The organism is Pseudomonas auratipiscis (genome assembly GCF_036324085.1).
Taxonomy (GTDB): domain Bacteria; phylum Pseudomonadota; class Gammaproteobacteria; order Pseudomonadales; family Pseudomonadaceae; genus Aquipseudomonas; species Aquipseudomonas auratipiscis.
On the sequence record NZ_JAZDCU010000015.1, the window covers coordinates 60334 to 82438 of the forward strand.

At 59.3% G+C, this 22105-nt stretch carries 18 protein-coding genes; 9 read left to right on the top strand and 9 right to left on the bottom strand.

Annotation, left to right across the window (positions count from 1 at the left end; translation table 11 throughout):
* Positions 1-43: 43 nt before the first annotated feature.
* From V0R60_RS19565 to mfd, 3 genes are read right to left on the bottom strand one after another with little or no spacing between them, the layout of a single operon-like run.
* Positions 44-3379: a DEAD/DEAH box helicase gene (locus V0R60_RS19565; protein WP_330080510.1), complete on the bottom strand. Its 3336-nt coding sequence runs from the start codon at positions 3377-3379 to the stop codon at positions 44-46.
* Positions 3380-3383: 4 nt separating this feature from the next.
* The gene (locus V0R60_RS19570; RefSeq protein WP_330080511.1) at positions 3384-3944 is read right to left on the bottom strand and encodes a CsiV family protein; all 561 of its coding nucleotides are present in this window, start codon (positions 3942-3944) and stop codon (positions 3384-3386) included.
* A gap of 10 nt (positions 3945-3954) precedes the next feature.
* A complete protein-coding gene (gene mfd, locus V0R60_RS19575; protein ID WP_330080512.1) occupies positions 3955-7404 on the bottom strand; it encodes a transcription-repair coupling factor in 3450 nt (1149 codons plus the stop codon).
* 169 nt (positions 7405-7573) lie between these two features.
* Here mfd and V0R60_RS19580 point away from each other — a divergent pair, with 169 nt between their 5' ends.
* From V0R60_RS19580 to sthA, 3 genes are all read left to right on the top strand, one after another.
* Positions 7574-9037, top strand: coding sequence for a glyceraldehyde-3-phosphate dehydrogenase (locus tag V0R60_RS19580; protein WP_136475322.1), 1464 nt, complete (start codon positions 7574-7576; stop codon positions 9035-9037).
* Positions 9038-9123: 86 nt separating this feature from the next.
* Positions 9124-10119: an FAD:protein FMN transferase gene (locus tag V0R60_RS19585; protein WP_330080590.1), complete on the top strand. Its 996-nt coding sequence runs from the start codon at positions 9124-9126 to the stop codon at positions 10117-10119.
* A 222-nt stretch (positions 10120-10341) separates the two neighbouring features.
* On the top strand, positions 10342-11736 hold the full coding sequence (sthA, locus tag V0R60_RS19590) for a Si-specific NAD(P)(+) transhydrogenase (RefSeq protein WP_136475323.1): 1395 nt from the start codon (positions 10342-10344) through the stop codon (positions 11734-11736).
* 42 nt (positions 11737-11778) lie between these two features.
* Here the strand turns inward: sthA and V0R60_RS19595 are convergent, their stop codons facing one another.
* Both V0R60_RS19595 and V0R60_RS19600 read right to left on the bottom strand, forming a co-directional pair.
* On the bottom strand, positions 11779-12501 hold the full coding sequence (locus tag V0R60_RS19595; RefSeq protein ID WP_203476696.1) for a glycerophosphodiester phosphodiesterase: 723 nt from the start codon (positions 12499-12501) through the stop codon (positions 11779-11781).
* Positions 12502-12528: 27 nt separating this feature from the next.
* Positions 12529-13116: a PilZ domain-containing protein gene (locus tag V0R60_RS19600; protein ID WP_136475325.1), complete on the bottom strand. Its 588-nt coding sequence runs from the start codon at positions 13114-13116 to the stop codon at positions 12529-12531.
* Between the two features lie 94 nt (positions 13117-13210).
* Here V0R60_RS19600 and V0R60_RS19605 point away from each other — a divergent pair, with 94 nt between their 5' ends.
* The 3 genes from V0R60_RS19605 to V0R60_RS19615 all read left to right on the top strand — a co-directional run bounded on the left by V0R60_RS19605 (position 13211) and on the right by V0R60_RS19615 (position 16469).
* Positions 13211-14461 (top strand): lipoprotein-releasing ABC transporter permease subunit, encoded by a 1251-nt coding sequence (locus V0R60_RS19605; RefSeq protein ID WP_203476694.1) that lies wholly within the window; start codon positions 13211-13213, stop codon positions 14459-14461.
* A gap of 7 nt (positions 14462-14468) precedes the next feature.
* On the top strand, positions 14469-15152 hold the full coding sequence (lolD, locus tag V0R60_RS19610; RefSeq protein ID WP_178084175.1) for a lipoprotein-releasing ABC transporter ATP-binding protein LolD: 684 nt from the start codon (positions 14469-14471) through the stop codon (positions 15150-15152).
* A gap of 72 nt (positions 15153-15224) precedes the next feature.
* The gene (locus tag V0R60_RS19615) at positions 15225-16469 is read left to right on the top strand and encodes a lipoprotein-releasing ABC transporter permease subunit (RefSeq protein WP_330080513.1); all 1245 of its coding nucleotides are present in this window, start codon (positions 15225-15227) and stop codon (positions 16467-16469) included.
* A 62-nt stretch (positions 16470-16531) separates the two neighbouring features.
* Here the strand turns inward: V0R60_RS19615 and V0R60_RS19620 are convergent, their stop codons facing one another.
* Positions 16532-17890: a heavy metal sensor histidine kinase gene (locus V0R60_RS19620; RefSeq protein WP_330080591.1), complete on the bottom strand. Its 1359-nt coding sequence runs from the start codon at positions 17888-17890 to the stop codon at positions 16532-16534.
* Positions 17887-18567: a heavy metal response regulator transcription factor gene (locus tag V0R60_RS19625; protein WP_203476688.1), complete on the bottom strand. Its 681-nt coding sequence runs from the start codon at positions 18565-18567 to the stop codon at positions 17887-17889. Before V0R60_RS19625 ends, V0R60_RS19620 begins: the two co-directional genes overlap by 4 nt.
* 156 nt (positions 18568-18723) lie before the next feature.
* Between V0R60_RS19625 and V0R60_RS19630 the strand changes: the two genes are divergently transcribed.
* Positions 18724-19218 (top strand): cupredoxin domain-containing protein, encoded by a 495-nt coding sequence (locus V0R60_RS19630; protein WP_136475331.1) that lies wholly within the window; start codon positions 18724-18726, stop codon positions 19216-19218.
* Between the two features lie 68 nt (positions 19219-19286).
* The gene (gene queF, locus V0R60_RS19635; protein WP_136475332.1) at positions 19287-20117 is read left to right on the top strand and encodes an NADPH-dependent 7-cyano-7-deazaguanine reductase QueF; all 831 of its coding nucleotides are present in this window, start codon (positions 19287-19289) and stop codon (positions 20115-20117) included.
* Between the two features lie 45 nt (positions 20118-20162).
* On the opposite strand, the gene V0R60_RS19640 is transcribed toward queF, so the two are convergent.
* Both V0R60_RS19640 and V0R60_RS19645 read right to left on the bottom strand, forming a co-directional pair.
* On the bottom strand, positions 20163-20426 hold the full coding sequence (locus V0R60_RS19640) for a DUF4404 family protein (protein WP_136475333.1): 264 nt from the start codon (positions 20424-20426) through the stop codon (positions 20163-20165).
* Between the two features lie 124 nt (positions 20427-20550).
* Positions 20551-21108, bottom strand: a complete 558-nt coding sequence (locus V0R60_RS19645; RefSeq protein WP_136475334.1) for a phosphonoacetaldehyde phosphonohydrolase-related protein — start codon at positions 21106-21108, stop codon at positions 20551-20553.
* A gap of 193 nt (positions 21109-21301) precedes the next feature.
* Between V0R60_RS19645 and V0R60_RS19650 the strand changes: the two genes are divergently transcribed.
* Positions 21302-22009, top strand: coding sequence for an MlaA family lipoprotein (locus V0R60_RS19650; RefSeq protein WP_136475335.1), 708 nt, complete (start codon positions 21302-21304; stop codon positions 22007-22009).
* Positions 22010-22105: the final 96 nt, after the last annotated feature.

Here is a 22105-nt window from a genome sequence, read left to right on the forward strand (position 1 = left end):
CCGGATACACAACGCCAGTGGCCGGGGCTTGCTCCGCGATGGTTCAACCCGTTTTGGACGCCTTGTGCTTACCAGGCAATGGGGCGAACAGAGCATCGATGTCTTCTGCGGCCAAACGCCAGTCTCCCGCCGTTCGCCCATCCAGCACGCCCGCCGCAAGCGCCGACTTCTCCTGCTGCAGTTGCTGGATTTTTTCTTCCACCGTGCCGCGGGTGATCAGTTTGTAGACGAACACCGGTTTTTCCTGGCCGATGCGATAGGCACGGTCGGTGGCCTGGTTCTCGGCTGCCGGATTCCACCAGGGGTCATAGTGAATGACGGTATCGGCCGCCGTGAGATTCAGGCCAACGCCACCCGCCTTGAGGCTGATCAGAAATATCTGCAAATGCCCACTTTGGAAGTCTTGTACGGGCGCCCGACGGTCACGGGTCTCACCGGTCAGGAGTGCGTAGGCGATGTTGCGTTGCTGCAATTCTTGCTCGATCAGCCTCAGCATGCTGGTGAATTGCGAGAACAGCAGCACTCGCCGGCCTTCGGCGAGCAACTCCTCAAGCATTTCCATCAGGCTGGCCAGTTTGCCCGAATGGGCGCCGCGAGCGGTTGTGGCCTGGCTATTGACCAGGCGCAAGTCGCAGCAGACCTGGCGTAGTTTGAGCAATGCCTCAAGGATGATGATCTGGCTACGGGCAACACCCTTGCGCGTGATTTCATTGCGGACCTTTTGATCCATGGCCAGGCGCATGGTCTCGTAGACATCGCGTTGAGCGTCGCTAAGGTCGACCCAGTGAATCATTTCGGTCTTGGCGGGCAGCTCCGTGGCAACTTGTTCCTTGGTGCGCCGGAGCAGGAAAGGCTTGATCCGGGCGTTGAGGTGCTGCAAGCGCTCCTCATTGCCCTGGCGCTCGATCGGTACGCGATAGTCGCGATTGAATGCTTTGGCGTCACCCAGCCAGCCAGGCAGCAGAAAGTGGAACAGCGACCACAGCTCACCCAGGTGATTCTCCAGGGGGGTGCCGCTCAAGCACAGACGTTGGCGTGCTTCAAGTTGACGCGCAGCCTGGGCCGCCTTGCTGTTCGGACTTTTGATGTACTGCGCTTCATCGAGAATCAGTACATGCAGCATCAGATCCTTGAAGTGCTCCATGTCCTTGGGCAGCAACGCGTAAGTTGTAAGCAACAAATCATAGTCGTGCAAGTTGGCAAAGTGTTTGCGTCGGCCGACGCCTTGCAGGGCAAGCACTCGTAGGCCGGGAGCGAAGCGTGCGGCTTCGTCCTGCCAGTTGGGAATCAGGCTGGTGGGCATCACCACCATGGCGGGGCGGGTCAGGCGTCCGGCGTTTTTCTCGGTGAGTAGGTGGGCGAGGGTTTGCAGGGTCTTGCCCAGGCCCATGTCATCGGCAAGGATGCCGCCGACTTCCAGTTCGCGCAGTGCCTGCATCCAGCTCAGGCCTTCAAGCTGGTATGTACGCAGCGTTGCATTGAGGCCGCTCGGGGCCGGCGCCGGTTGAAGGCGGATATCACGCAGGCGCTCGGCGAGGTTGCGTACCTGGGCGCCGCCTTGCCAGCTTAGCGGCAGGTCTTCCAGCGCATTGAGGCGGGTAGCATCCAGGGTGGGCAGGCGCAAGCTGGTGTCGCCTGGTTCCCGTAGGTAGAAGTCGCCTAGGGTCGCCAGTACGGGTTTGAGTCGGCCATAAGGCAGTGCCACTTGCAGGTTGCGGCGTACGTTGCCTGGCGGGCCAGGTAACTGCACCAGCAATTGTTCATCGTCTCGGCGCTTTTGCAAGTGCGCGGGATTGAGCAGTTCCGGATGACTGCGCAGTACGTTGAGAAGAATCGGCAACAGGCTCAGGCGCTCGCCATTGACCTCGATACCCAGTTCCAGGTCGAACCAGTCTCGCCCACCGGCTTCATCAATATGTGCGTACCAGTCATCCACCTGGGCGAGGTTGAAGGCGAAGTCGTCGGTGTACTCGATCTCCCATCCTTGTTCGCGCAACAGCGGCAAATCATTGAGGATGAAGCGCAGCCAAGCACCCTCGGACGCCAATTCAAGCAAGTCGCCAGCGCTTTCGGGCAACGCTTTGCTCTGTCGTGTAGCCACCTTGAATCCCAACTTCGTCAACGTTTGGCGGATGTTGCCTTCGGCTTCGGTCTGGCGCTGGATGCGGTGACAAGTGCTGCCGTCGAGTTTGGTTACGTCTTTGGCCTGGCGGCCGCTGGTGCGCACGCCGTCGTAGACAAAAGACAAGGCGGCTCGGTGCTGGTGCTGGCGCTGCATGCGACCTGATTGCGGCACGTAGGCGCTGAACTCGTGACTGCCCAGGGTAAGGTGGGGTATGGGTGCAATGCCTTCGATGATCTTTTCGCTCAATGTTCTGGGGGTGGGGATCTGACGATTGAGGGTCTGAATCCGATGGCTGAATTGTACTACCTGGCTTTCCGGTATGACCGGCGCGGAGGCGAGATATGAAGCAGTGATTTCGTCGTAGTCGTGGTTCAGGCTGCCAATCTGGTCCTGGGCTTGGTTTAGGTAATACAGTGGCTGCAGGGCCAGAACGTGCTCGATCAATGTGCCGTGGTTGTACCAGCAGCCCTTGTAGTAACCGTTATCCAGCTTGACCCAGCGAAACTCGCAGCTAAGCGGCGCTCCCCGTGTAACAGGGGAGAGACGCGGCGCGAGGACCAATCGTTCGGTAGACAGGGCCAGTTCAAGCAGGGCCGCGCCATCGGCGCCCTCAAGCGTTACGGTGCCGTTGAATGTGGCGCTTTGCGCACTGGCAACGATCAGGCGCAGGAACTTCGCATCACACTCCCGCAGATATCGCGGCTTCAGGCGCAAAGGCTCTTCGGGGTGCAAGAGCGGCTTGAGCTCGGTGAGGCTGCCATCCTTCAGGCGGTTGCATTTGTATGGGGTGATGCAGGCCTTGCCACTTTCTGGCAAGTACAGCGCATAGATCAGTATGTGCCCATCCTCTTTCGAGGATTTGTCGGCGCCTGCTTCAACCTTGGCCAGCCTGTCGATCCAGTGTTCCAGTTGCGGGCTCAGTCCCGACACTTCGCCTGGCTGTGGTGCTTCGTCCGGTTCTTGCAGGTCCATCACGTAATAGAGGACGGCAGCGCAATGCTTGCAATTTAAACCTACTGGGCAACTGCAGAATGTCTTCAGGAATGGCCCATTCTCGAGCTCATCCAATTCAATCCTCTGGGTGTAGACATTGCCAGCGGAACCGCGGCAGGTTGAAGTGAGCCTCGTGTCTTTCAGCGATAGCAGCTTTACGCGGCCTTGCCCCGCATATTCGGCGCCTCTTTTCAACACCTGAGAGCGGAACGCTGACGTCCAGTCGTCATTTTCAACCAGTTGCCGCAGTTCTCTCCGCATCTGGTTATTGCTCCATCAACTCCGGCGCTGGGCTGGGCATCCTCACCGGCCTGTTGGCGGTAACCTTGAGCAGGACGGCCAGGTGGCCGCCATCGAGAAAAGTCAGTTCTGCATTTTTTACCGTGCTGTTGCTCTGCTTGAGCTGTTCGCTCTGGACGACGGCGCCATTGCCGTCGAACTGATTGACCCAGACGTTGGCATCGACGGCGATGAAGCGATCTTCCTTGAGGCTCAGGTTGCCCTCGATCGGGAAGTGGCCGAATTGTTCCTTGCCGTCGGTGATGGCAACAATGCCGGTATCCTGTTTCCAGGCTTTGTGCAAAAGCACCGTGTATTGGCTGTCGGCGGTCAGCTTCGCCGCTTCTTCGGTCAATGCAGGCTTGCGCAGGTCGCCTTCGGCAAGGGCCTGGGCGCCGTTACTCCAGTCTTCTGGGGCAAACTGGCTGGTAATCGCTGGCACGGCGTTTTGCCGTACCAGAATCATTTCAACCTGATACTCCCCTTCAGCAAATGCGGCTGGGGCGAATAGCACCAGTAGCAGGGTCAGGCAGCGAATGGCACGCATGGATCTTCCTTCACGCAGATTGTGGGGTCAGGCGCTCGAATAGCGCCTCAAGGTTGTTGAAGCGTTGTTCCGGGCGCTCCATCGGCACCATGAACTTGAACTGGGTGGCACCTTCGAACTTGTAGCGCTTGGGCTGGCTCTGGATCAGCTTGATCAATGCCATTGGGTCGACCGGCGTCTCGGCTTCGAATTCGATCTTGCCGCCGTTAGGGCCGGCGTCGACTTTCTTGATGCCAAGCTTTTCTGCCTGCAGCTTGAGCAAGGTCAGGCGTACCAGGTTTTTGGTTGGCTCGGGTAGCAGCCCGAAACGGTCGATCATCTCCACTTGCAGGTCTTTGAGGCCGTCCTCATCCACCGCCGAGGCAATTCGCTTGTACAGAATCAGGCGCGCATGCACATCTGGGAGGTAATCTTCAGGAATCAGCGCGGGTAGGCGTAGATTGATTTCCGGGCCACCGCCCAACGGCTGGTCGAGGTTAGGCTGGGTACCCTTGCGGATGGCCTTGACCGCGCGCTCGAGCATTTCCATGTACAGGGTAAAACCGACCGCCTGGATTTGCCCGCTCTGGCCTTCGCCAAGTAGCTCGCCGGCGCCACGGATCTCCAGGTCGTTGGTGGCAAGGACGAAGCCTGCGCCCAAATCCTGGGTATTGGCGATAGCCTCCAGGCGCTTCTCGGCATCTGGCGTGATTTGCTGGCGTGGCGGGGTCAGCAGGTAAGCGTATGCCTGGTGGTGACTGCGTCCGACCCGGCCACGCAACTGGTGCAACTGGGCCAGGCCGAACTTGTCGGCACGCTCGATGATGATGGTGTTGGCGCTCGGTACGTCGATACCGGTCTCGATAATGGTCGAGGCAATCAACACGTTGAAGCGCTTATGGTAGAAGTCGCTCATCACCTGTTCGAGTTCGCGTTCGCGCATCTGCCCGTGACCGATGCCAATGCGCGCCTCGGGTACCAGTTCAGCGAGGTCGGCGGCGCACTTCTCGATGCTTTTCACATCGTTGTGCAGATAGTAGACCTGGCCGCCGCGCAGCAGCTCGCGCAGCAGTGCTTCTTTGACGGTGCTCTTGTTCTGCTCCATGACAAAGGTACGCACCGACAACCGCCGAGCTGGCGGGGTGGCGATGATCGACAGGTCGCGCATGCCGGCCACGGCCATGTTCAGCGTACGCGGGATCGGTGTAGCCGTCAGGGTGAGGATGTCGACCTCGCTGCGCAGCGCCTTGAGCTGTTCTTTCTGGCGTACGCCAAAACGGTGCTCTTCGTCGATGATCACCAGGCCCAGGTCTTTGATCTTGACGTCGTCTTGCAGCAACTTGTGGGTGCCGATGACGATGTCGATCTTGCCTTCGGCGAGATCGGCGACGGCGTTGGCGATTTCTTTGGGCGACTTGAAGCGGCTCATCACCTCGACGGTGACAGGCCAGTCGGCAAAGCGGTCGCGGAAGCTGTTGTAGTGCTGTTGGGCGAGCAGGGTGGTCGGTACCAGGATTGCTACCTGGCGACCGCCGTGCACGGCGATGAAGGCGGCACGCATGGCAACTTCTGTCTTGCCGAAGCCCACATCGCCGCACACCAGGCGATCCATCGGCTTGGGCGCGAGCATGTCCTCGCGCACAGCTTCGATCGCGCTTTGCTGGTCGGGGGTTTCCTCGAAAGGAAAGCCGGCGCTGAACGTGGCGTAGTCGGCAGACGGATCGGCGAAGGCATACCCTTTGCGCGCGGCGCGGCGGGCATAAATGTCGAGCAGCTCGGCGGCCACGTCGCGCACCTGTTCGGCCGCTTTGCGCTTGGCTTTTTGCCAGGTTTCGGAGCCAAGCCGATGCAGCGGCGCCAGCGCGTCATCGCTACCGGTGTAACGAGCGATCAGGTGCAGGTTGGCCACCGGCACGTAGAGTTTGGCGCCCTCGGCGTACTCCAGGGTGAGAAATTCGGCGACCTGATTGTCGATTTCCAGGGTCGCCAGGCCCAGGTAGCGACCCACACCGTGGTCGATGTGCACCACTGGCGCGCCTTCGCGCAGTTCGGTGAGGTTCTTGATGACGGCATCGTTGCTGCCGTCGCTGCGTTTTTCCCGGCGTCGACGCTGCATGACCCGCTGCCCGAACAGCGGGCTTTCGGCGACCAGGGCAATGGCTGGATCTTCCAGCAGCAGGCCTTCATCGAGCGGGGCGATGGTAATTGCCAGGCGCTCTTTGCCGGCAACAAATGCACTCCAACTGTCGACGGTTTGCGGGCGCAGCTTCAGGCGCTCGAGGAGTTCGAGCAGCACTTCGCGACGGCCTGCCGACTCGGCAGTGAACAACACGCGGCCAGCGAACTGGTCGAGGAACGCTGATAACGCTGCCAACGGCTGGTGGGCCTTGGCTTCGATGGCAAGATTGGGCAGCGCTTGTGCCGGGAAGCGCTCGCGACCGACGCCGCTGTCGATGTCATCCTGGCTGGCGACAACGCGTGGCCAGTTTTTCAGGCGGGCGAAACAATCCTCTACCGGCAGGAACAATTCGGCCGGTGGCAACAGGGGGCGCGACGGATCGATACGCCGCTCCTCGTAGCGGTTGCGCACATCGCTCCAGAAATGCTCGGCTGCCTGCTCGACGCCGGGCAGGGAAAATACCTGGGTGTCCTGGGGCAGGTAGTCGAACAGTGTCGAGGTGTCATCGAAAAATAGCGGCAGGTAATACTCGATACCGGCAGGGGTAATGCCGCTGGACAGGTCCTGGAAGATCGAGCAGCGGCGGAAGTCGACGTCGAAGCGCTCACGAAAGCGAGCCTTGAAGCGAGTCACGGCATCTTTTTGCAGCGGAAACTCGCGCGCCGGCAACAAGCGCACCGACTCCACTTTGTCGATGGAGCGCTGGGTCTCCGGGTCGAAGGTCCGCAGGGTCTCGATCTCGTCGTCGAACAGATCGATCCGGTACGGCAGCTTGCTGCCCATTGGGAACAGATCGATCAGTGCGCCGCGCACGGCGAATTCGCCGTGTTCGTACACCGTATCGACACAGCGGTAACCGCTGGCTTCCAGACGTGTACGCATTTGCTCGACATCGAGCTTCTGGCCGATGTCCAGCACCAGGCTGCTACCCAGCAGGAAGCGGGTCGGTGCCAGGCGGTGCAGGGCAGTGGTGATCGGCACCACGAGAATGCCGTGGTCAAGCTCCGGCAGCCGGTACAGGCTGGCAATCCGCTGAGAGATGATGTCCTGGTGCGGCGAGAACAGGTCGTAGGGCAGGGTTTCCCAGTCGGGGAACGGCAATACCGGCAGATCCGGCGCAAAAAAGCGCAACTCCTGCTCGAGCCGGTCAGCTGTTTGGCTGTCGGCGGTCAGAAGCAGGGTAAAGCGCTTGGCGGCGCTGGCAGCTTCGGCAATGGCCAGGCTCAGGGCAGCGCCCGGCAGATTGCCCCAGGTTTGTTTGCCGGCAGTGGCCGGCAGGTGCGGTAGACGCAGTACAGGCACGGGAGGTCGAGCTCCAAGCGTTACGACAAAGACGACAATTGTACCGGTGACGAGCCCGTGCTGTCAGGTTTGCGCAGGCTAAATCCATGTAGTGACGCATCGGCGACAGGCGCTCATTGCTCGATGGGCTGCGGGGCGTCATAATGTAGCCCCTTTTTTCTGTCCCTACATGTGGAAGGTTCCCGTGACTCAGAAGCCCGACCAGTGTCTTGGTGAGTGGATTGATCGTGAAGCACTTGCAGAAGCGATGATCCCGCTTATCGGTCAGCTCTACCGCAATAACAATGTGGTGAGCTCGATCTATGGCCGTAGCCTGATCAACCGCTCGGTGATCTCGATCCTCAAAGCGCATCGCTTTGCTCGTCATCGCCAAACCGACGAAACCGAACTCTCTGTCCACGAGACATTCCCGCTGCTCAAGGCCATGAGTGAGCTGAAACTGGGTGCCGCTTCGGTCGACCTGGGCAAGCTGGCCAACAAATTCAAGCAAGAAGGCAACGGCCGCAGCGCCGAGCAGTTCGTGCGTGAAGAAATGGCCGATGTGGTTGGCCAGCAGAATGCTTCGGCGCGCAAAGGCACCGACGTCGTGCTGTACGGCTTCGGTCGTATCGGCCGTCTGCTGGCGCGCATCCTGATCGAAAAAACCGGTGGTGGCGACGGTCTGCGTCTGCGTGCCATCGTCGTGCGCAAAGGCGCCGAAAATGATCTGGTCAAGCGTGCCAGCCTGTTGCGTCGTGACTCGGTTCACGGCCCGTTCGATGGCACCATCACCATCGATGAAGAACACAACACCATCACCGCCAACGGCAACCTGATCCAGGTTATCTACGCCAAGAGCCCGAGCGAAGTCGACTACACCCAGTACGGCATCGAAAACGCTCTGATCGTCGACAACACCGGTGTATGGCGTGATGCCGACGGCCTGGGCCAGCATCTGGCTTGCCCTGGCGCTGCTCGCGTAATCCTCACTGCCCCTGGCAAAGGCGCACTGAAGAACATCGTGCACGGTATCAACCACGGTGAAATCAACGCTGACGACAAGATCATCTCGGCCGCTTCCTGCACCACCAACGCTATCGTGCCGGTGCTCAAAGCTGTCAATGACAAGTACGGCATCGTCAACGGCCACGTCGAAACCGTTCACTCGTTCACCAACGACCAGAACCTGATCGACAACTTCCACAAGGGCAGCCGTCGTGGCCGCGCCGCGCCGCTGAACATGGTTATCACCGAGACGGGTGCAGCCACTGCAGCTGCCAAGGCGTTGCCAGTGCTCAAGGGCAAGCTGACCGGTAACGCGATTCGTGTTCCAACGCCGAACGTGTCGATGGCCATCCTCAACCTGAACCTGGAAAAGGCCACCAGCCGCGAAGAAATCAACGAGTACCTGCGCCAGATGGCCATGCACTCGGATCTGCACAAGCAGATCGACTACGTCAGCTCGCAGGAAGTGGTTTCCACTGACTTCGTTGGCTCGCGTCACGCCGGTGTGGTCGATGCCGAAGCTACCATCTGCAACGATAATCGCGTTGTCCTGTACGTCTGGTATGACAACGAATTCGGTTACAGCTGCCAGGTCGTGCGTGTAATGGAAGACATGGCCGGTGTAAACCCGCCAGCTTTCCCACGCTAAGCTTGTCTTGGTCGTGAAAGACGGGAACCTTAGGGTTCCCGTTTTTTTTGCCTGATCTTCCAGGAGGATGAATGCGTAAGCTGTTGCTGGCGAACGCGCTGGTGAGTGCACTGATCAACCTGGGCGGTTGCTCGCAAGGCGATACGCTCGAGCGCGTCAGCGGGCCAACCATGGGTAGCAGTTACACCGTGCAGTATGTGCGCACGGCTCAGGGGCCGACACCGGAACGGGTCAGGCAGGAAGTGCAGAGCGTACTCGAGGGGATCGACAAGCGCTTTTCCACCTATCGTAGCGACTCGTTGACCGAGACCTTCAATCGCTTGCCCGCCAACAGCTGCCAGGTGATGCCGGCAGAGGTGTTGGGGCTGGTGCGCGTTGGCGAGCAGCTGTCGCAGCAGAGTGATGGTGCATTTGACCTGACCGTGGAGCCGTTACTCGATCTGTGGGGCTTTGGTCCGCAATCACGGCGAGAGAAAGTGCCGGACGCACAGGCGTTGGCCAGCACGCGGCAGCGCGTCGGGCATGGGCATTTGCGCATAGTGGGCGAGCAGCTGTGCAAGGATGCGGCGGTGCAGATCGACTTCAATAGTATCGCGGCAGGTCATGCGGTGGACCTGCTGGTTGAACGCCTTGATGCCCTGGGGGTCGCGGATTTGCTGGTCGAAGTGACCGGCGAGCTCAAAGCCGTGGGGCGAAAGCCCGATGGCAGCCACTGGAAAGTAGCGCTGGAACTCCCCCGCGATGATCGCCAGATTGCCCAACAAATAGTGGCGGTGGATGGCTATGGCGTTTCGACCTCCGGTGACTATCGCAACTATTTCGAGGAGAATGGCCAACGCTATTCGCACACCTTCGATGCGCGCCAAGGCAAACCGGTGCAGCATGAGTTGGCGGCGGTGACGGTTTTTGCTCGTTCAGCGTTGAAGGCTGACGGTTACTCGACCTTGTTGTTGATCCTTGGGCCGCAACAGGGCTGGGACTTTGCCTTGAAGCACGAAATTGCTGCGGTATTCGTGACCCGGGTTGGCGATGGTTTCGTCTCTCGGAGCACGCCCGCCTTTGCACAAGTGGTTAAGAATTGAAAGGCATCGCGGGGCAAGCCCGCTCCCACAAATTTTGGGTGGGCTTGCCCCGCGATGAATACATGTAGTGCAGAGAAAATTAGCCTACGACGCGACCAAGGGTTAATGTGCGCGACGCTCAAGCTTGATTAGACTGCATTCGAAATTTTCATGGCGCCGCTGGCGACATGATCTAGCCCCGATCGCCGGCGTGGCGAACGGGCCTGTTCTGAAGGAGTACGCATGGCTGTCTACAACTACGACGTAGTGGTGCTGGGTTCCGGCCCCGCAGGAGAAGGGGCGGCAATGAATGCTGCCAAAGCAGGACGCAAGGTGGCGATGGTCGATAGCCGTCGCCAGGTCGGCGGTAACTGCACCCACCTGGGCACCATCCCGTCCAAGGCCCTGCGTCACTCGGTGCGCCAGATCATGCAGTTCAACACCAACCCGATGTTCCGGGCCATTGGTGAGCCGCGCTGGTTCTCGTTCCCCGACGTACTGAAAAGCGCCGAGAAGGTGATTGCCAAGCAAGTCACCTCGCGCACAGGTTACTACGCGCGCAACCGTGTCGACGTGTTCTTCGGTACTGGCAGCTTTGCTGATGAGCAGACCATCGAAGTGGTTTGCGCCAATGGCGTGGTCGAGAAGCTGGTTGCCAAGCACATCATCATCGCCACCGGTTCGCGTCCGTACCGTCCGGCCGATATCGATTTCCATCACCCGCGTATCTACGATAGCGACACCATCCTCAGCCTCGGTCACACACCGCGCAAGCTGATTGTCTATGGTGCCGGTGTGATCGGTTGCGAATACGCCTCGATCTTCAGTGGCCTGGGTGTGCTGGTGGAGCTGGTGGACAACCGCGGTCAATTGCTGAGCTTCCTCGATTCGGAAATCTCCCAGGCATTGAGCTACCACTTCAGCAACAACAACATCACTGTTCGCCACAACGAAGAGTATGACCGTGTCGAGGGCGTCGACAACGGCGTGATCCTGCACTTGAAGTCTGGCAAGAAGATCAAGGCAGACGCCTTGCTCTGGTGCAACGGCCGTACCGGCAACACCGACAAGCTAGGTCTGGAAAACATCGGCATCAAGGTCAACAGCCGTGGCCAGATTGAAGTGGACGAGACCTACCGCACTCACGTGCCGAATATCTACGGTGCCGGTGACGTGATCGGTTGGCCGAGCCTCGCCAGTGCTGCCCATGACCAAGGTCGTTCGGCGGCGGGCAGCATTGTCGATAACGGCAGCTGGCGCTTCGTCAACGACGTACCGACCGGTATCTACACCATTCCGGAAATCAGCTCGATCGGCAAGAACGAGCAGGAGCTGACCCAGGCCAAGGTACCTTACGAAGTGGGCAAGGCGTTCTTCAAGGGTATGGCGCGGGCGCAAATCGCTGGTGAGCCGCAAGGAATGCTGAAAATTCTGTTCCATCGCGAGACGCTGGAAATCCTTGGCGTGCATTGCTTCGGTTACCAGGCTTCGGAAATTGTCCACATCGGTCAGGCGATCATGGATCAGCCGGGTGAGCGCAATACCCTGAAGTACTTCGTCAACACCACCTTCAACTACCCGACCATGGCCGAAGCCTATCGGGTAGCTGCCTACGACGGCCTCAACCGGCTTTTTTGAGCGGCTCCGGCCGGTGGCCTGAGCCGGCCGGGGAGACCGATTTCAGCGATTCTCGAGGGTGGCGCTGGCCAAACCGGGAAAGTCTGTAATCAGGCTGTCTACGCCGAAGTCGGCGAGCCTGCGCATCAGCGCCGGCTCGTTGACTGTCCACACTGACACGTGCAAACCCTGGCGCTGGGCCTTGATCAGGCGCTCAGGGGTGCACAGTGTCCAGTTCAGTGCCAGTAAGTTGCAGCCATAATTCTGGGCGACCTTCAGAGGGTCGAGCCAGGCGTATTCGGCAACCAGTCCGCGCGAAATATCCGGGGTGAACTCCGCAGCTGCGCCCAGCACTTCCCGTGAGCTTGATGTGATGGTGACTTTATCGAGCAGGCCGAATTCTTGCGCCAGTTCGCGAATCGCCAGCACGGTGGTGACGGCGCGCGTGCGAGAAGCGCTCTTGACTTCAAGTTGCCAGTGCTCGAAGTCACACTTCTCGAACAGTTCTGCCAGGCGCGGGATAGGGCTTGCCGATACCCAGCCCGGGCCGCCTTTGCGTGCATCGTATGTGATCAGGTCGGCAGCCTGGTGCTCGAAAACTTTGCCACGTCGCCCGGTGGTACGCTTGAGCGTCGGGTCGTGAATCACCATCAGTTCATTGTCCGCTGAAAGGTGCAAATCCAGCTCGCAGCGGCGGACGCCGTGCTTGAGACATTGCTGGAAGCTGGTCAGGGTGTTTTCGGGGGCTTCGCCCTTGGCGCCACGGTGGCCATAAATCTGGGTCACGGTTGTTCCTTCAAAAAAAGGTAAGACTCAAGAAGCGCTAGAGGTGTTTTGGTCCAATGCCTGGCGTCGCTGTTGCGCCTGTCGCTGCAGGATATAGCGGGCCAGTAATTGTCGTTGGGCGTCGGTGATATCAACGAATTCGCTACCGATTTCGTATTGGCCGTCAGCTTGCTGGTCGCAGTGGGTGACCTTGCCGCGCAGCAGTAGGCCCAGGGCCTGGGGCATGAGGATCATCTTTACCGCGACCCGGGTGCCTGCGGCAATTGGCTGGGCCTGCTTGAATTCGATGCCGCCTTCGGATAGCACCACAGCTTGCGGCGCACTGATCTGCCCTAGCAGTGTTTGTGCGACAACGGCGCTGAGCAGATCGATGCGTTTGTTCTGGGCTTTGAGAAAGGCCGCAAGGGTGCGGTCCTTGTCACTGAGCTGGCGCAGCAGATGTTGGGACTCGAATTCGCTCAGATGCAGTTCGCTGAGCAGGTTGAAGAGTGGTGAATCATCTTGCAACAAGTCTGGGCCAAGGGCTTCGGCGGCACTCAGTGGGCTAATTTCCAGTGCGATCTGATCCTCGATACGGTAGTATTCGCGGCGATCTTCTTCATCTAATGTCGACATGGCGAACCCATGGTAGCGGCGGTGGTCTGAGTGTAAAGCCGCTATTCAAGCCCCGCCACAAGGACGTTCCTCTTTCCTCCGAACAAGCCCCGACATGTTCAGACCTCTTTTCGTATTTATCGGTACGCGTTACACACGTGCCAAACGCCGCAACCACTTCGTCTCGTTCATTTCGCTGACCTCGATGATCGGCCTCGCCCTGGGCGTGGTTGTGATGATCGTGGTGTTGTCGGTCATGAACGGTTTCGATCACGAGATGCGCACCCGGGTATTGGGCATGGTGCCCCATGCCACACTGGAAACCGGTCAGCCGATTAGCGACTGGCCTGCACTTGCCAATCAAGTAAAGCAGAACCCGCAGGTTGTAGCGGTAGCGCCCTTTACCCAGATGCAGGGTCTGCTGACCCATGAGGGCAAAGTGCAGAAGGTGCTGCTCAACGGCATTGATCCGGTTCAGGAGCGCCAGGTCTCGATCATCGATAACTTCATTCGTGAAGGTAAGCTCGACGCCCTGGCGCCGGGTGAGTTCGGCATCATGATCGGCGACAAGGCGGCAGCCAAGCTGGGCGCAGGCATCGGCGACAAGCTGACCTTCGTGGCCCCGGAAGTCACCGTGACGCCGGCCGGCATGTTCCCGCGCATGAAACGCTTTACCGTGGTTGGCATCTTTCATGTCGGCGCAGGCGAAATCGATGGCTATATGGGGCTGACCAACCTGTCGGACCTGTCGCGTCTGCATCGCTGGAAAGCGGACCAGGTGCAGGGCCTTCGCTTGAAGTTCGATGACCTGTTCCAGGCACCGCGTACAACCTGGGATATTGCCCAGAAGCTCGGCGACCGGGAGTTCTATGCCCGTGACTGGACCCGTACCCACGGCAACCTGTACCAGGCGATTCGCATGGAGAAGGCCATGATTGGCCTGCTGCTGTTGCTGATCGTGGCAGTGGCGGCGTTCAACATCATTTCCACCCTGGTGATGGTGGTCAATGACAAGAAGGGCGATATCGCCATTTTGCGTACCCTGGGTGCGACCCCGGGGCAGATCATGGCCATCTTCATGGTCCAGGGCACAGTGATCGGTGTGGTCGGTACCTTGATTGGAGGTGTGGTGGGTATTGCCGCTGCGCTGAATGTCAGTGCGGCGATATCCGGACTCGAAACCCTGATCGGACACAAGTTTCTCAATGCCGACGTCTATTTCATCGACTACCTGCCGTCCCAGGTGATGGCCGAGGACGTATGGATGGTCTGCGGTGCGGCATTGGTCCTGAGTTTCCTCGCCACCTTGTATCCGGCCTGGCGTGCGGCGCGCACCCAGCCTGCGGAGGCGCTACGTTATGAGTGAGTTGGGCATGAGTGATAAAGCAGTGCTGAGTTGCCGCAACCTGGGCAAGTCCTACGAGGAAGGCCCGGAGTCGGTACAGGTGTTATCCGGCTTGCAATTGGAGTTGCAACCCGGTGAGCGGGTGGCCATCGTCGGCAGTTCTGGGTCGGGCAAAAGCACTTTGCTCAACCTTTTGGGTGGCCTCGATACCCCTACTGAAGGCAGCGTCTGGTTGGCCGGTGAAGAGCTCTCGGCCCTGGGTGAGCGTGCCCGTGGACTGTTGCGCAACCGCGCACTGGGTTTTGTCTATCAGTTTCACCACTTGCTCCCGGAGTTCACCGCGCTGGAGAACGTGTGCATGCCATTGCTGATTGGCCGCACTGCCATTCCCGAAGCGCGCGAGCGCGCCGAGGCATTGCTCAAGCGTGTTGGTCTTGGCCATCGACTGAGCCACAAGCCTGCCGAGCTGTCGGGTGGTGAGCGCCAGCGCGTGGCGATTGCCCGGGCCCTGGTCAACCGCCCTGGCCTGGTGATGCTCGATGAGCCCACCGGCAACCTTGACCATCACACCGCTCAAGGTATCCAGGACCTGATGCAGGAACTGAGCAGTTCATCGCAGACCGCCTTCCTGGTTGTAACCCATGACCTGAATCTGGCGCGGCAGATGGACCGAGTGTTGCGTCTGGAAGACGGACATCTGGTAGCGATCTGACCTGGCCGTGCACGGCGCCCGCAAATGTTGTCGGGTGCTCTGTTCCTTTTCTTTACCTGGGTGCTTTCGTTCATGTTCAGACCCTTGTCTATTTTCATCGGCGCTCGCTACACCCGCGCCAAGCGCCGCAACCATTTCATCTCGTTCATTTCCATGACCTCGATGATCGGCCTGTCGTTGGGCGTGCTGGCGATGATCGTGGTGTTGTCGGTGATGAACGGCTTCCAGCGCGAAATGAGTGCGCGGATCCTCGGAATGGTTCCGCACGCCAGCATCCTTGGTGTGAAACCCCTGGATGACTGGCGTGCGGCGGCGGACGCTGCCTTGAAAAATCCGCAAGTGGTTGCTGCAGCGCCGTTGACCGAGATGGAAGGTATGCTGTCCTACAAGGGCGCGATGCAACCGATCCAGGTCAGCGGTATTGATCCGGCCGAAGAGGGCAACGTCTCGATCGTCGGCCAGCACATTGTCCAAGGCAGCCTTGCGGCCCTGGAGCCGGGCGAGTATGGCGTAGTGATTGGTGAAATCAGCGCCCGACGTTTTCGCTTGAACGTCGGTGACAAACTGACCTTGATCGTGCCGGAAGTGAGCAGCGCGCCGGGTGGCATCACCCCGCGTATGCAACGCCTGAACGTGGTCGGGGTGTTCAAGGTGGGTGCCGAGCTCGATGGCTCCATGGCTTACATTCACATGGCTGATGCCGCGCAGATGCAACGTTGGCAACCGGGGCAGGTGCAGGGCGTGCGCCTAAAGCTCAAGGATCTCTACAGCGCGCCGCAGGTATCCAAGGCCATTGCCGCAAGCCTGGGTGAGGCCTACCGTGCCGATGACTGGTCGCATACTCAGGGCAGTCTGTTCAGTGCGATGAAAATGGAGAAGACCATGATTGGCCTTCTGCTGCTGATGATCATCGCCGTGGCCGCGTTCAACATCATTGCCACGTTGATCATGGTGGTCAACGACAAGGGTGCGGACATTGCCATCCTGCGCACCATTGGCGCGACCCCTGCGCAGATCATGGGCACTTTCATGGTCCAGGGTTCGTTGATCGGCGTTGTCGGCACTCTTATCGGCGGTGTGCTTGGGGTGATCGCTGCGCTTAATGTCAGTCAGATTGTCGGCTGGCTGGAGCGGGTCAGCGGGCAGCACATTTTTACCTCCGACGTGTACTTCATCAGCAGCTTGCCATCGCAACTGCAATGGGGTGATGTGGCGCTGATTTGCAGCGCTGGTCTGATCATGAGCTTCCTTGCGACCTTGTACCCTGCCTACCGCGCCTCGCAGGTTGAGCCAGCGTACGCCTTGCGTTACGAGTAACAATCAGCGCCGCTCAAGCCTGCTCCACTACGCATTGGTGGGAGCGGGCGTGACCGGCGATTTCACACTGCTGGCAAGCTGATAACAAACCGCGTCCATCCCCCCACCGACTCTGCCCGAATATTCCCTCCATGGGCCTGTACGATCGAGCGGGTTATCGCCAGTCCCAAGCCTGCATGCTCACTACTGCCTTCGCGACGCGCTGGGTCGGCCCGATAAAAACGGTCGAACAAGCGCGGCAACAGTGACGGATCGATAGGTTCGCCCGTGTTGGCCACCTGCAACTGCATCTGATGGTCGTGCACCTGGATATTCACGCGGATTTCCCCTGCGGGCGGGGTAAAGCGCAGGGCGTTATCGAGCAGGTTGGACAGGGCCCGGCGCAACATGTGACGGTCGCCTTCCAGGCTTGCCATACCCTCGCGACTCAAGGTGACTCCAGCGTCTTCGGCCAGGGGTGCGTAGTATTCGATCAAGGCGTCGGCTTCATCATGCAGGTCCAGGTACTGACGGCTCGGCATTAGCAGGCCATGGTCAGCCTTTGCGAGGTAAAGCATGTCATTCACCAACTGCGCCATCCACTGCAATTCCTCCAGATTGCTGTGCAAGGCTTCGCGATACTCTTCCAGGCCCCGTGGGCGCGTGAGGGTGACCTGGGTGTGCGTCAACAGGTTCGACAGTGGCGTGCGCAGTTCATGCGCGATGTCGGCGGAGAAGGCCGACAGGCGCTGAAAGGCATTGTCCAGGCGCTCGAGCATGGCATTAACGGTTTGTGCCAGTTCTGCAAGTTCTACCGGCATCTGCTCCGCCGGCAGGCGTGTGGTCAACGAGCGTGCCGACACTTTTGACGCCACCTCACCCATCTGGCGCAAGGGGCGCAGGCCGCTGCGCGCCGCCCAGGCGCCGAGCAGGGCCGTGGCCAGGGCTGAGAGGCCGACGGTGAGCCAGATCAGTTGCTGCATGCGTTGGAGAAAGTGTTGGTGATGGGTGATGTCGAGAAACAATGTCAGTTGCGCTGACTGTGGGTCAGCATTGTTCAGATTGACGCACAGGCTGCGGTAGTCGCTGCTGGGGCTGTGCACTGTACTGACCCCGGGCACCCGCGGGGAGTCGGGTAGCTTCTCCTGGCTGTCGAACCAGACTTGGCCATCGCTGCCGCGTACACGCACTGCAAGGTCGGTCTGGTGGCTTAGTTCGGATTCAAGGGCAGGCAGGCGCAAGGCCAGGCTGGCAGGGTCGGCAACGCCTTCAAGTAACTGGCGCAGTACTGACAGGCGACTTTCGAGCAATTGCTGATCGAGCTCGATGAAGTGCCGTTCGCTGGCACGGCTGAACAACACACCGGCCGTCAACGATACTGCCGCGGTGCAAGCGGCGAACAGCAGGGCCAGCCGGCCACCCAGAGACAATTTACGCATCAGCCAACTCGCTCTTCCAGCACGTAGCCCATGCCGCGCACAGTATGGATAAGCTTGTGCTCATGACTGTCGTCGATCTTCAGGCGCAGTCGGCGAATGGCCACTTCAATCACGTTGGTATCGCTGTCAAAGTTCATATCCCAGACCTGAGAGGCGATCAATGACTTGGGCAGCACCTCGCCCTGGCGGCGCAACATCAATTCCAGCAGGGCGAATTCCTTGGCGGTCAAGTCGATGCGCTGACCGCAGCGCTCAACTCGGCGGCGTATCAGGTCAAGGCGCAGGTCGGCGAGCCCAAGGGTGGTTTCTTGTGCGGGGCTGCTGCCGCGGCGTAGCAGGCTGCGCACCCGCGCCAGCAGTTCCGAGAAGGCAAAAGGCTTGACCAGATAATCGTCGGCACCCAGCTCCAGACCGTGCACGCGGTCTTCCACAGCGTCGCGTGCGGTAAGAAACAGGACGGGAACCTCATTGCCGGATGCACGCACCGCTTGAAGAATCTGCCAGCCATTTCGGCCGGGCAGCATCACATCGAGAATCAGCAGGTCATAGTCGCCAGTGAGGGCCAAGTGCTGGCCGGTATTGCCGTCGGCGGCAAGTTCCGTGGCAAAGCCTGCTTCACTGAGGCCTTGGCACAGATACTGGCCGGTTTTGGTCTGGTCTTCGACGATCAATAGTTTCATCGTGAGGCTCTTGGAGAAGGAGTGCCAGGTGGTTATACCGTGCCCGGCAACGTGGGTGGCCAAGCTGACAAAGTTGTAATCTTTCTGTCAGGTAGCTGCCAGCGCCGATTTTTTACAGTGAAGCCTGATTCGTCGCAACCCTGGAGTAGGCCTGACATGAAACACCTTTACTTCGCTGGCGCCCTGGCGCTATTCAGCCTGCCTGCATTGGCATCGCCTGCGCCTTCGTACGTTTTCGGCGCACCAGCTCCTGCCGCCAAGGCCGATCGTACTGTGGAGATTGTCATGGGCGATATGTTCTACGAGCCGCGCAGCTTGCAGGTCAAGCCTGGAGAGACGGTGCGCTTCGTGCTGATCAACAAGGGAGCGGTGGCGCACGAGTTCAGCCTTGGCGATGCAGTCATGCATGCCAAGCACCAGAAAGAAATGATCGCCATGCAGGGGCAGATGGATCATTCGTCCATGGGTCATGGCGGTATGCAGCATGGTGGCGGCATGAAGCATGAGGATCCGAACACGGTCATGGTCGATCCGGGCAAGCGCGGTGAACTGACCTGGACCTTTACCCAGGCAACCCCCATCGAGTTCGCCTGCAATGTGCCAGGCCACTATCAGGCCGGCATGGTTGGCGAGCTGACTATCGGTCAATAACAGCCGAATGCCCAACGTATGGCACAAACCCGATAAACTAGGCGTATTTCGTCCTTCAGGTTTGAGCCATGCACCCCGCCGCCGAACACTCCCCGCTGGGCAAGTCCAGCGAATACATCGCCACCTACACACCCTCGCTGTTGTTCCCGATCCCACGGGCAGCCAAATGGGCCGAGCTGGGCGTCACGGCCCAGACCCTGCCTTGGCAGGGGGTGGATTTCTGGAACTGCTTCGAGTTGTCCTGGTTGCTGCCCTCGGGCAAGCCGGTGGTCGCTATTGGCGAATTCGCCATTCCCGCCGATTCACCCAACATCATCGAGTCCAAGTCGTTCAAGCTGTACTTGAACTCGCTGAACCAGACCGTCTTCGAAACGCCGCAAGCCTTGCAGGCGTGCCTGGCAAAGGACCTTTCGGCGGCCGCTGGCAAGCCGGTGTCCGTGCAGGTTCGAAGCTTGGCCGAAGTCGAAGGGCAGGGCGTGGTTGCTTTGCCTGGCCGGTGTATCGATGAGTTGGAAGTCAGCATCACCAATTACGAGCAGCCGCAACCGGAATTGCTGCGTTGTGACAACAGCCGCGTTGTCGAAGAAACCCTGCACAGCCACCTGCTCAAATCCAACTGCCCGGTCACCGGTCAGCCCGATTGGGGCAGCGTTACCGTGCATTACCGCGGCGCGGCGCTGGACCCTGCAAGCTTGCTGACCTACCTGATCAGCTTCCGTCAACACGCTGACTTCCATGAGCAATGCGTTGAGCGTATCTATCTGGACCTGAAACGCCTGCTCAACCCCGAATTCCTCACCGTTTATGCCCGGTATGTTCGTCGTGGTGGGCTGGACATCAACCCTTACCGCAGCACCGAAACTGTGACGCTGCCGAACGTGCGGTTGGTTCGCCAGTAACGAAAAAGCCCCGTTTGATAACGGGGCTTTTTTTTCGGAGCGGGGTCAGATACCCATACTGTGCAGGCTGACGGCCAGGCGGCGCAGGATGCCGGTCAGGCTGGGGTGATTGGCTTCAAAGGTTTCCACTGCCAGATTGACGCTGTCGACCAGATCGTTGTCGGGACTGGCGGCTTCCAGTTCAAGTTTGGCCTCGATCTGGCGCATAAGCTCATGCAGGTGTTCGCGCTCTTCTTCTGAAAGCGGTGGATTTTGCTCCAATTGCTCGCGCAGCTCGTTGAGTTGCTCTTGCAGTTCGCGGGCAGGCATGGGTGATCTCCCTCTATGAATAGGCACAGTCATGGACCCCGGTAGTGGGTGAAAGGTCCATACCTTGCCTACTAGAGTAATCCACTGGGCGACGCTTTGCATGACCCTGATCAACAGCTCTGTGTCAGGGCTTTTCGCCCTTGATACGGCGCTGGGTGATGTCGTTCAGGCAATCGTTCAAGGCTTCGAGGTGGCCGATCACCGAATGCACCCCCAGTGCGAACAATTGTAACGTCGCCTTGCCGCGCTCGCGTTCTTGCTCCTGGATGCTTAGCGCCTGCCATTGCAGGCTGTCTGCCCGGCACCGTGAGTTGCAGCTTGCCACGCCGATTGTCCACAGGCCTGCATTAAGGCCCGATTGCAACAGCCGTGGGTCGCCACTGACCAGCACGCAGCCGTCGAGGGTATGGGCCTTGAGGGTCATCAGTGCGTGCCAGCAGGCATCGGGTGCAGGCCATGGCGCGGGTGCCTGGTGCTGGGCCTTGAGCCATGATGGCAAGGGTGAGGACAACTGCAGGGCGTCGGCTTCAGTCAGCTCGTCGATCCAGGCACAGGGGATTTGTTGCTGCTTCAACCCGTCGAGAGTTTGCAGCGCGCCTGGCGTCAGTTGCACCGTAGTGCTGTCGACGAGGCAGTCGCGCAGACCGAAAAGCAATGCGTTAATTGCGGGAAAGTCTGACATGGCAACGTCCCTGTAAATAGCCTGCAGGCTACACTCGACGTGTTACACCTTGGCGACCAGGTACACAGTTGTTCACAAAATCGTGACCTCAATTGTGCCAAGCTGTTTATCAGTGGAAGACCCTTTATACTTGTTTCCTTTTTTAGCGCAGGGCGTATAACGTCCAGCGCAGTGACTGTCGAGGAGTAACTCTATGCGTAGGATCGGTACAGGTGTGATCGATCGGATGACCCGGGCCTGTGTCTGCGCCGGCCTGTTGCTGGCGCCATTGGGCGCAGCCCAGGCAGCTACTGAAGAAGACCCGTGGGAGAGCATCAACCGGCCGATCTTCACCTTCAACGATACCGTCGATACCTACGCCCTCAAGCCGCTGGCAAAAGGGTACCAGGCCGTCACTCCCCAGTTTCTGGAAGATGGTATCCACAACATGTTCCTCAACCTGGGCGATGTCACCAACCTGGCCAACAACGTGCTGCAGTTCAAGCCTCACGCTGCTGGCGTCGACACTGCTCGCTTGATCATCAACACCACCTTCGGGTTGGCCGGTTTCTTCGATGTCGGCACCAAAATGGGCCTGCAACGCAACGATGAGGACTTTGGCCAGACCCTCGGTTACTGGGGTGTCTCCAGCGGGCCTTACGTGATGCTGCCGCTGCTTGGCCCTAGTACGGTTCGTGATGCGATCGGCAAGTACCCGGACACCTACACCGAACCGTACCGCTATGTTGATCATGTGCCGACCCGAAACACTGCCATCGCCGTCGATGTTGTCGATACCCGCGCAAGCTTGCTGTCGGCGGAAAAGCTGATCAGCGGTGACAAATACGTGTTTATTCGTAATGCCTACCTACAAAACCGTGAGTTCAAGGTCAAGGACGGCGAAGTTGTAGACGATTTCTGATTCTGGGCCCGTTCATCGGCGCAGGGGAGCGAGCTTGCCTCGCGTTGCGATTCAGCTGAAAAATCGCAATTGCGGGCAAGACTGCTCCTACCATGC

Excerpts from the sequence above, each read along its gene's own strand:
- V0R60_RS19565 (WP_330080510.1), bottom strand. The coding sequence starts at position 3,379 with ATGCGGAGAGAACTGCGGCAACTGGTTGAAAATGACGACTGGACGTCA.
- V0R60_RS19570 (WP_330080511.1), bottom strand. The coding sequence starts at position 3,944 with ATGCGTGCCATTCGCTGCCTGACCCTGCTACTGGTGCTATTCGCCCCA.
- V0R60_RS19580 (WP_136475322.1), top strand. The coding sequence starts at position 7,574 with ATGTGGAAGGTTCCCGTGACTCAGAAGCCCGACCAGTGTCTTGGTGAG.
- sthA (WP_136475323.1), top strand. The coding sequence starts at position 10,342 with ATGGCTGTCTACAACTACGACGTAGTGGTGCTGGGTTCCGGCCCCGCA.
- V0R60_RS19600 (WP_136475325.1), bottom strand. The coding sequence starts at position 13,116 with ATGTCGACATTAGATGAAGAAGATCGCCGCGAATACTACCGTATCGAG.
- V0R60_RS19605 (WP_203476694.1), top strand. The coding sequence starts at position 13,211 with ATGTTCAGACCTCTTTTCGTATTTATCGGTACGCGTTACACACGTGCC.
- lolD (WP_178084175.1), top strand. The coding sequence starts at position 14,469 with ATGAGTGATAAAGCAGTGCTGAGTTGCCGCAACCTGGGCAAGTCCTAC.
- V0R60_RS19615 (WP_330080513.1), top strand. The coding sequence starts at position 15,225 with ATGTTCAGACCCTTGTCTATTTTCATCGGCGCTCGCTACACCCGCGCC.
- V0R60_RS19625 (WP_203476688.1), bottom strand. The coding sequence starts at position 18,567 with ATGAAACTATTGATCGTCGAAGACCAGACCAAAACCGGCCAGTATCTG.
- V0R60_RS19630 (WP_136475331.1), top strand. The coding sequence starts at position 18,724 with ATGAAACACCTTTACTTCGCTGGCGCCCTGGCGCTATTCAGCCTGCCT.
- queF (WP_136475332.1), top strand. The coding sequence starts at position 19,287 with ATGCACCCCGCCGCCGAACACTCCCCGCTGGGCAAGTCCAGCGAATAC.
- V0R60_RS19640 (WP_136475333.1), bottom strand. The coding sequence starts at position 20,426 with ATGCCTGCCCGCGAACTGCAAGAGCAACTCAACGAGCTGCGCGAGCAA.
- V0R60_RS19645 (WP_136475334.1), bottom strand. The coding sequence starts at position 21,108 with ATGTCAGACTTTCCCGCAATTAACGCATTGCTTTTCGGTCTGCGCGAC.
- V0R60_RS19650 (WP_136475335.1), top strand. The coding sequence starts at position 21,302 with ATGCGTAGGATCGGTACAGGTGTGATCGATCGGATGACCCGGGCCTGT.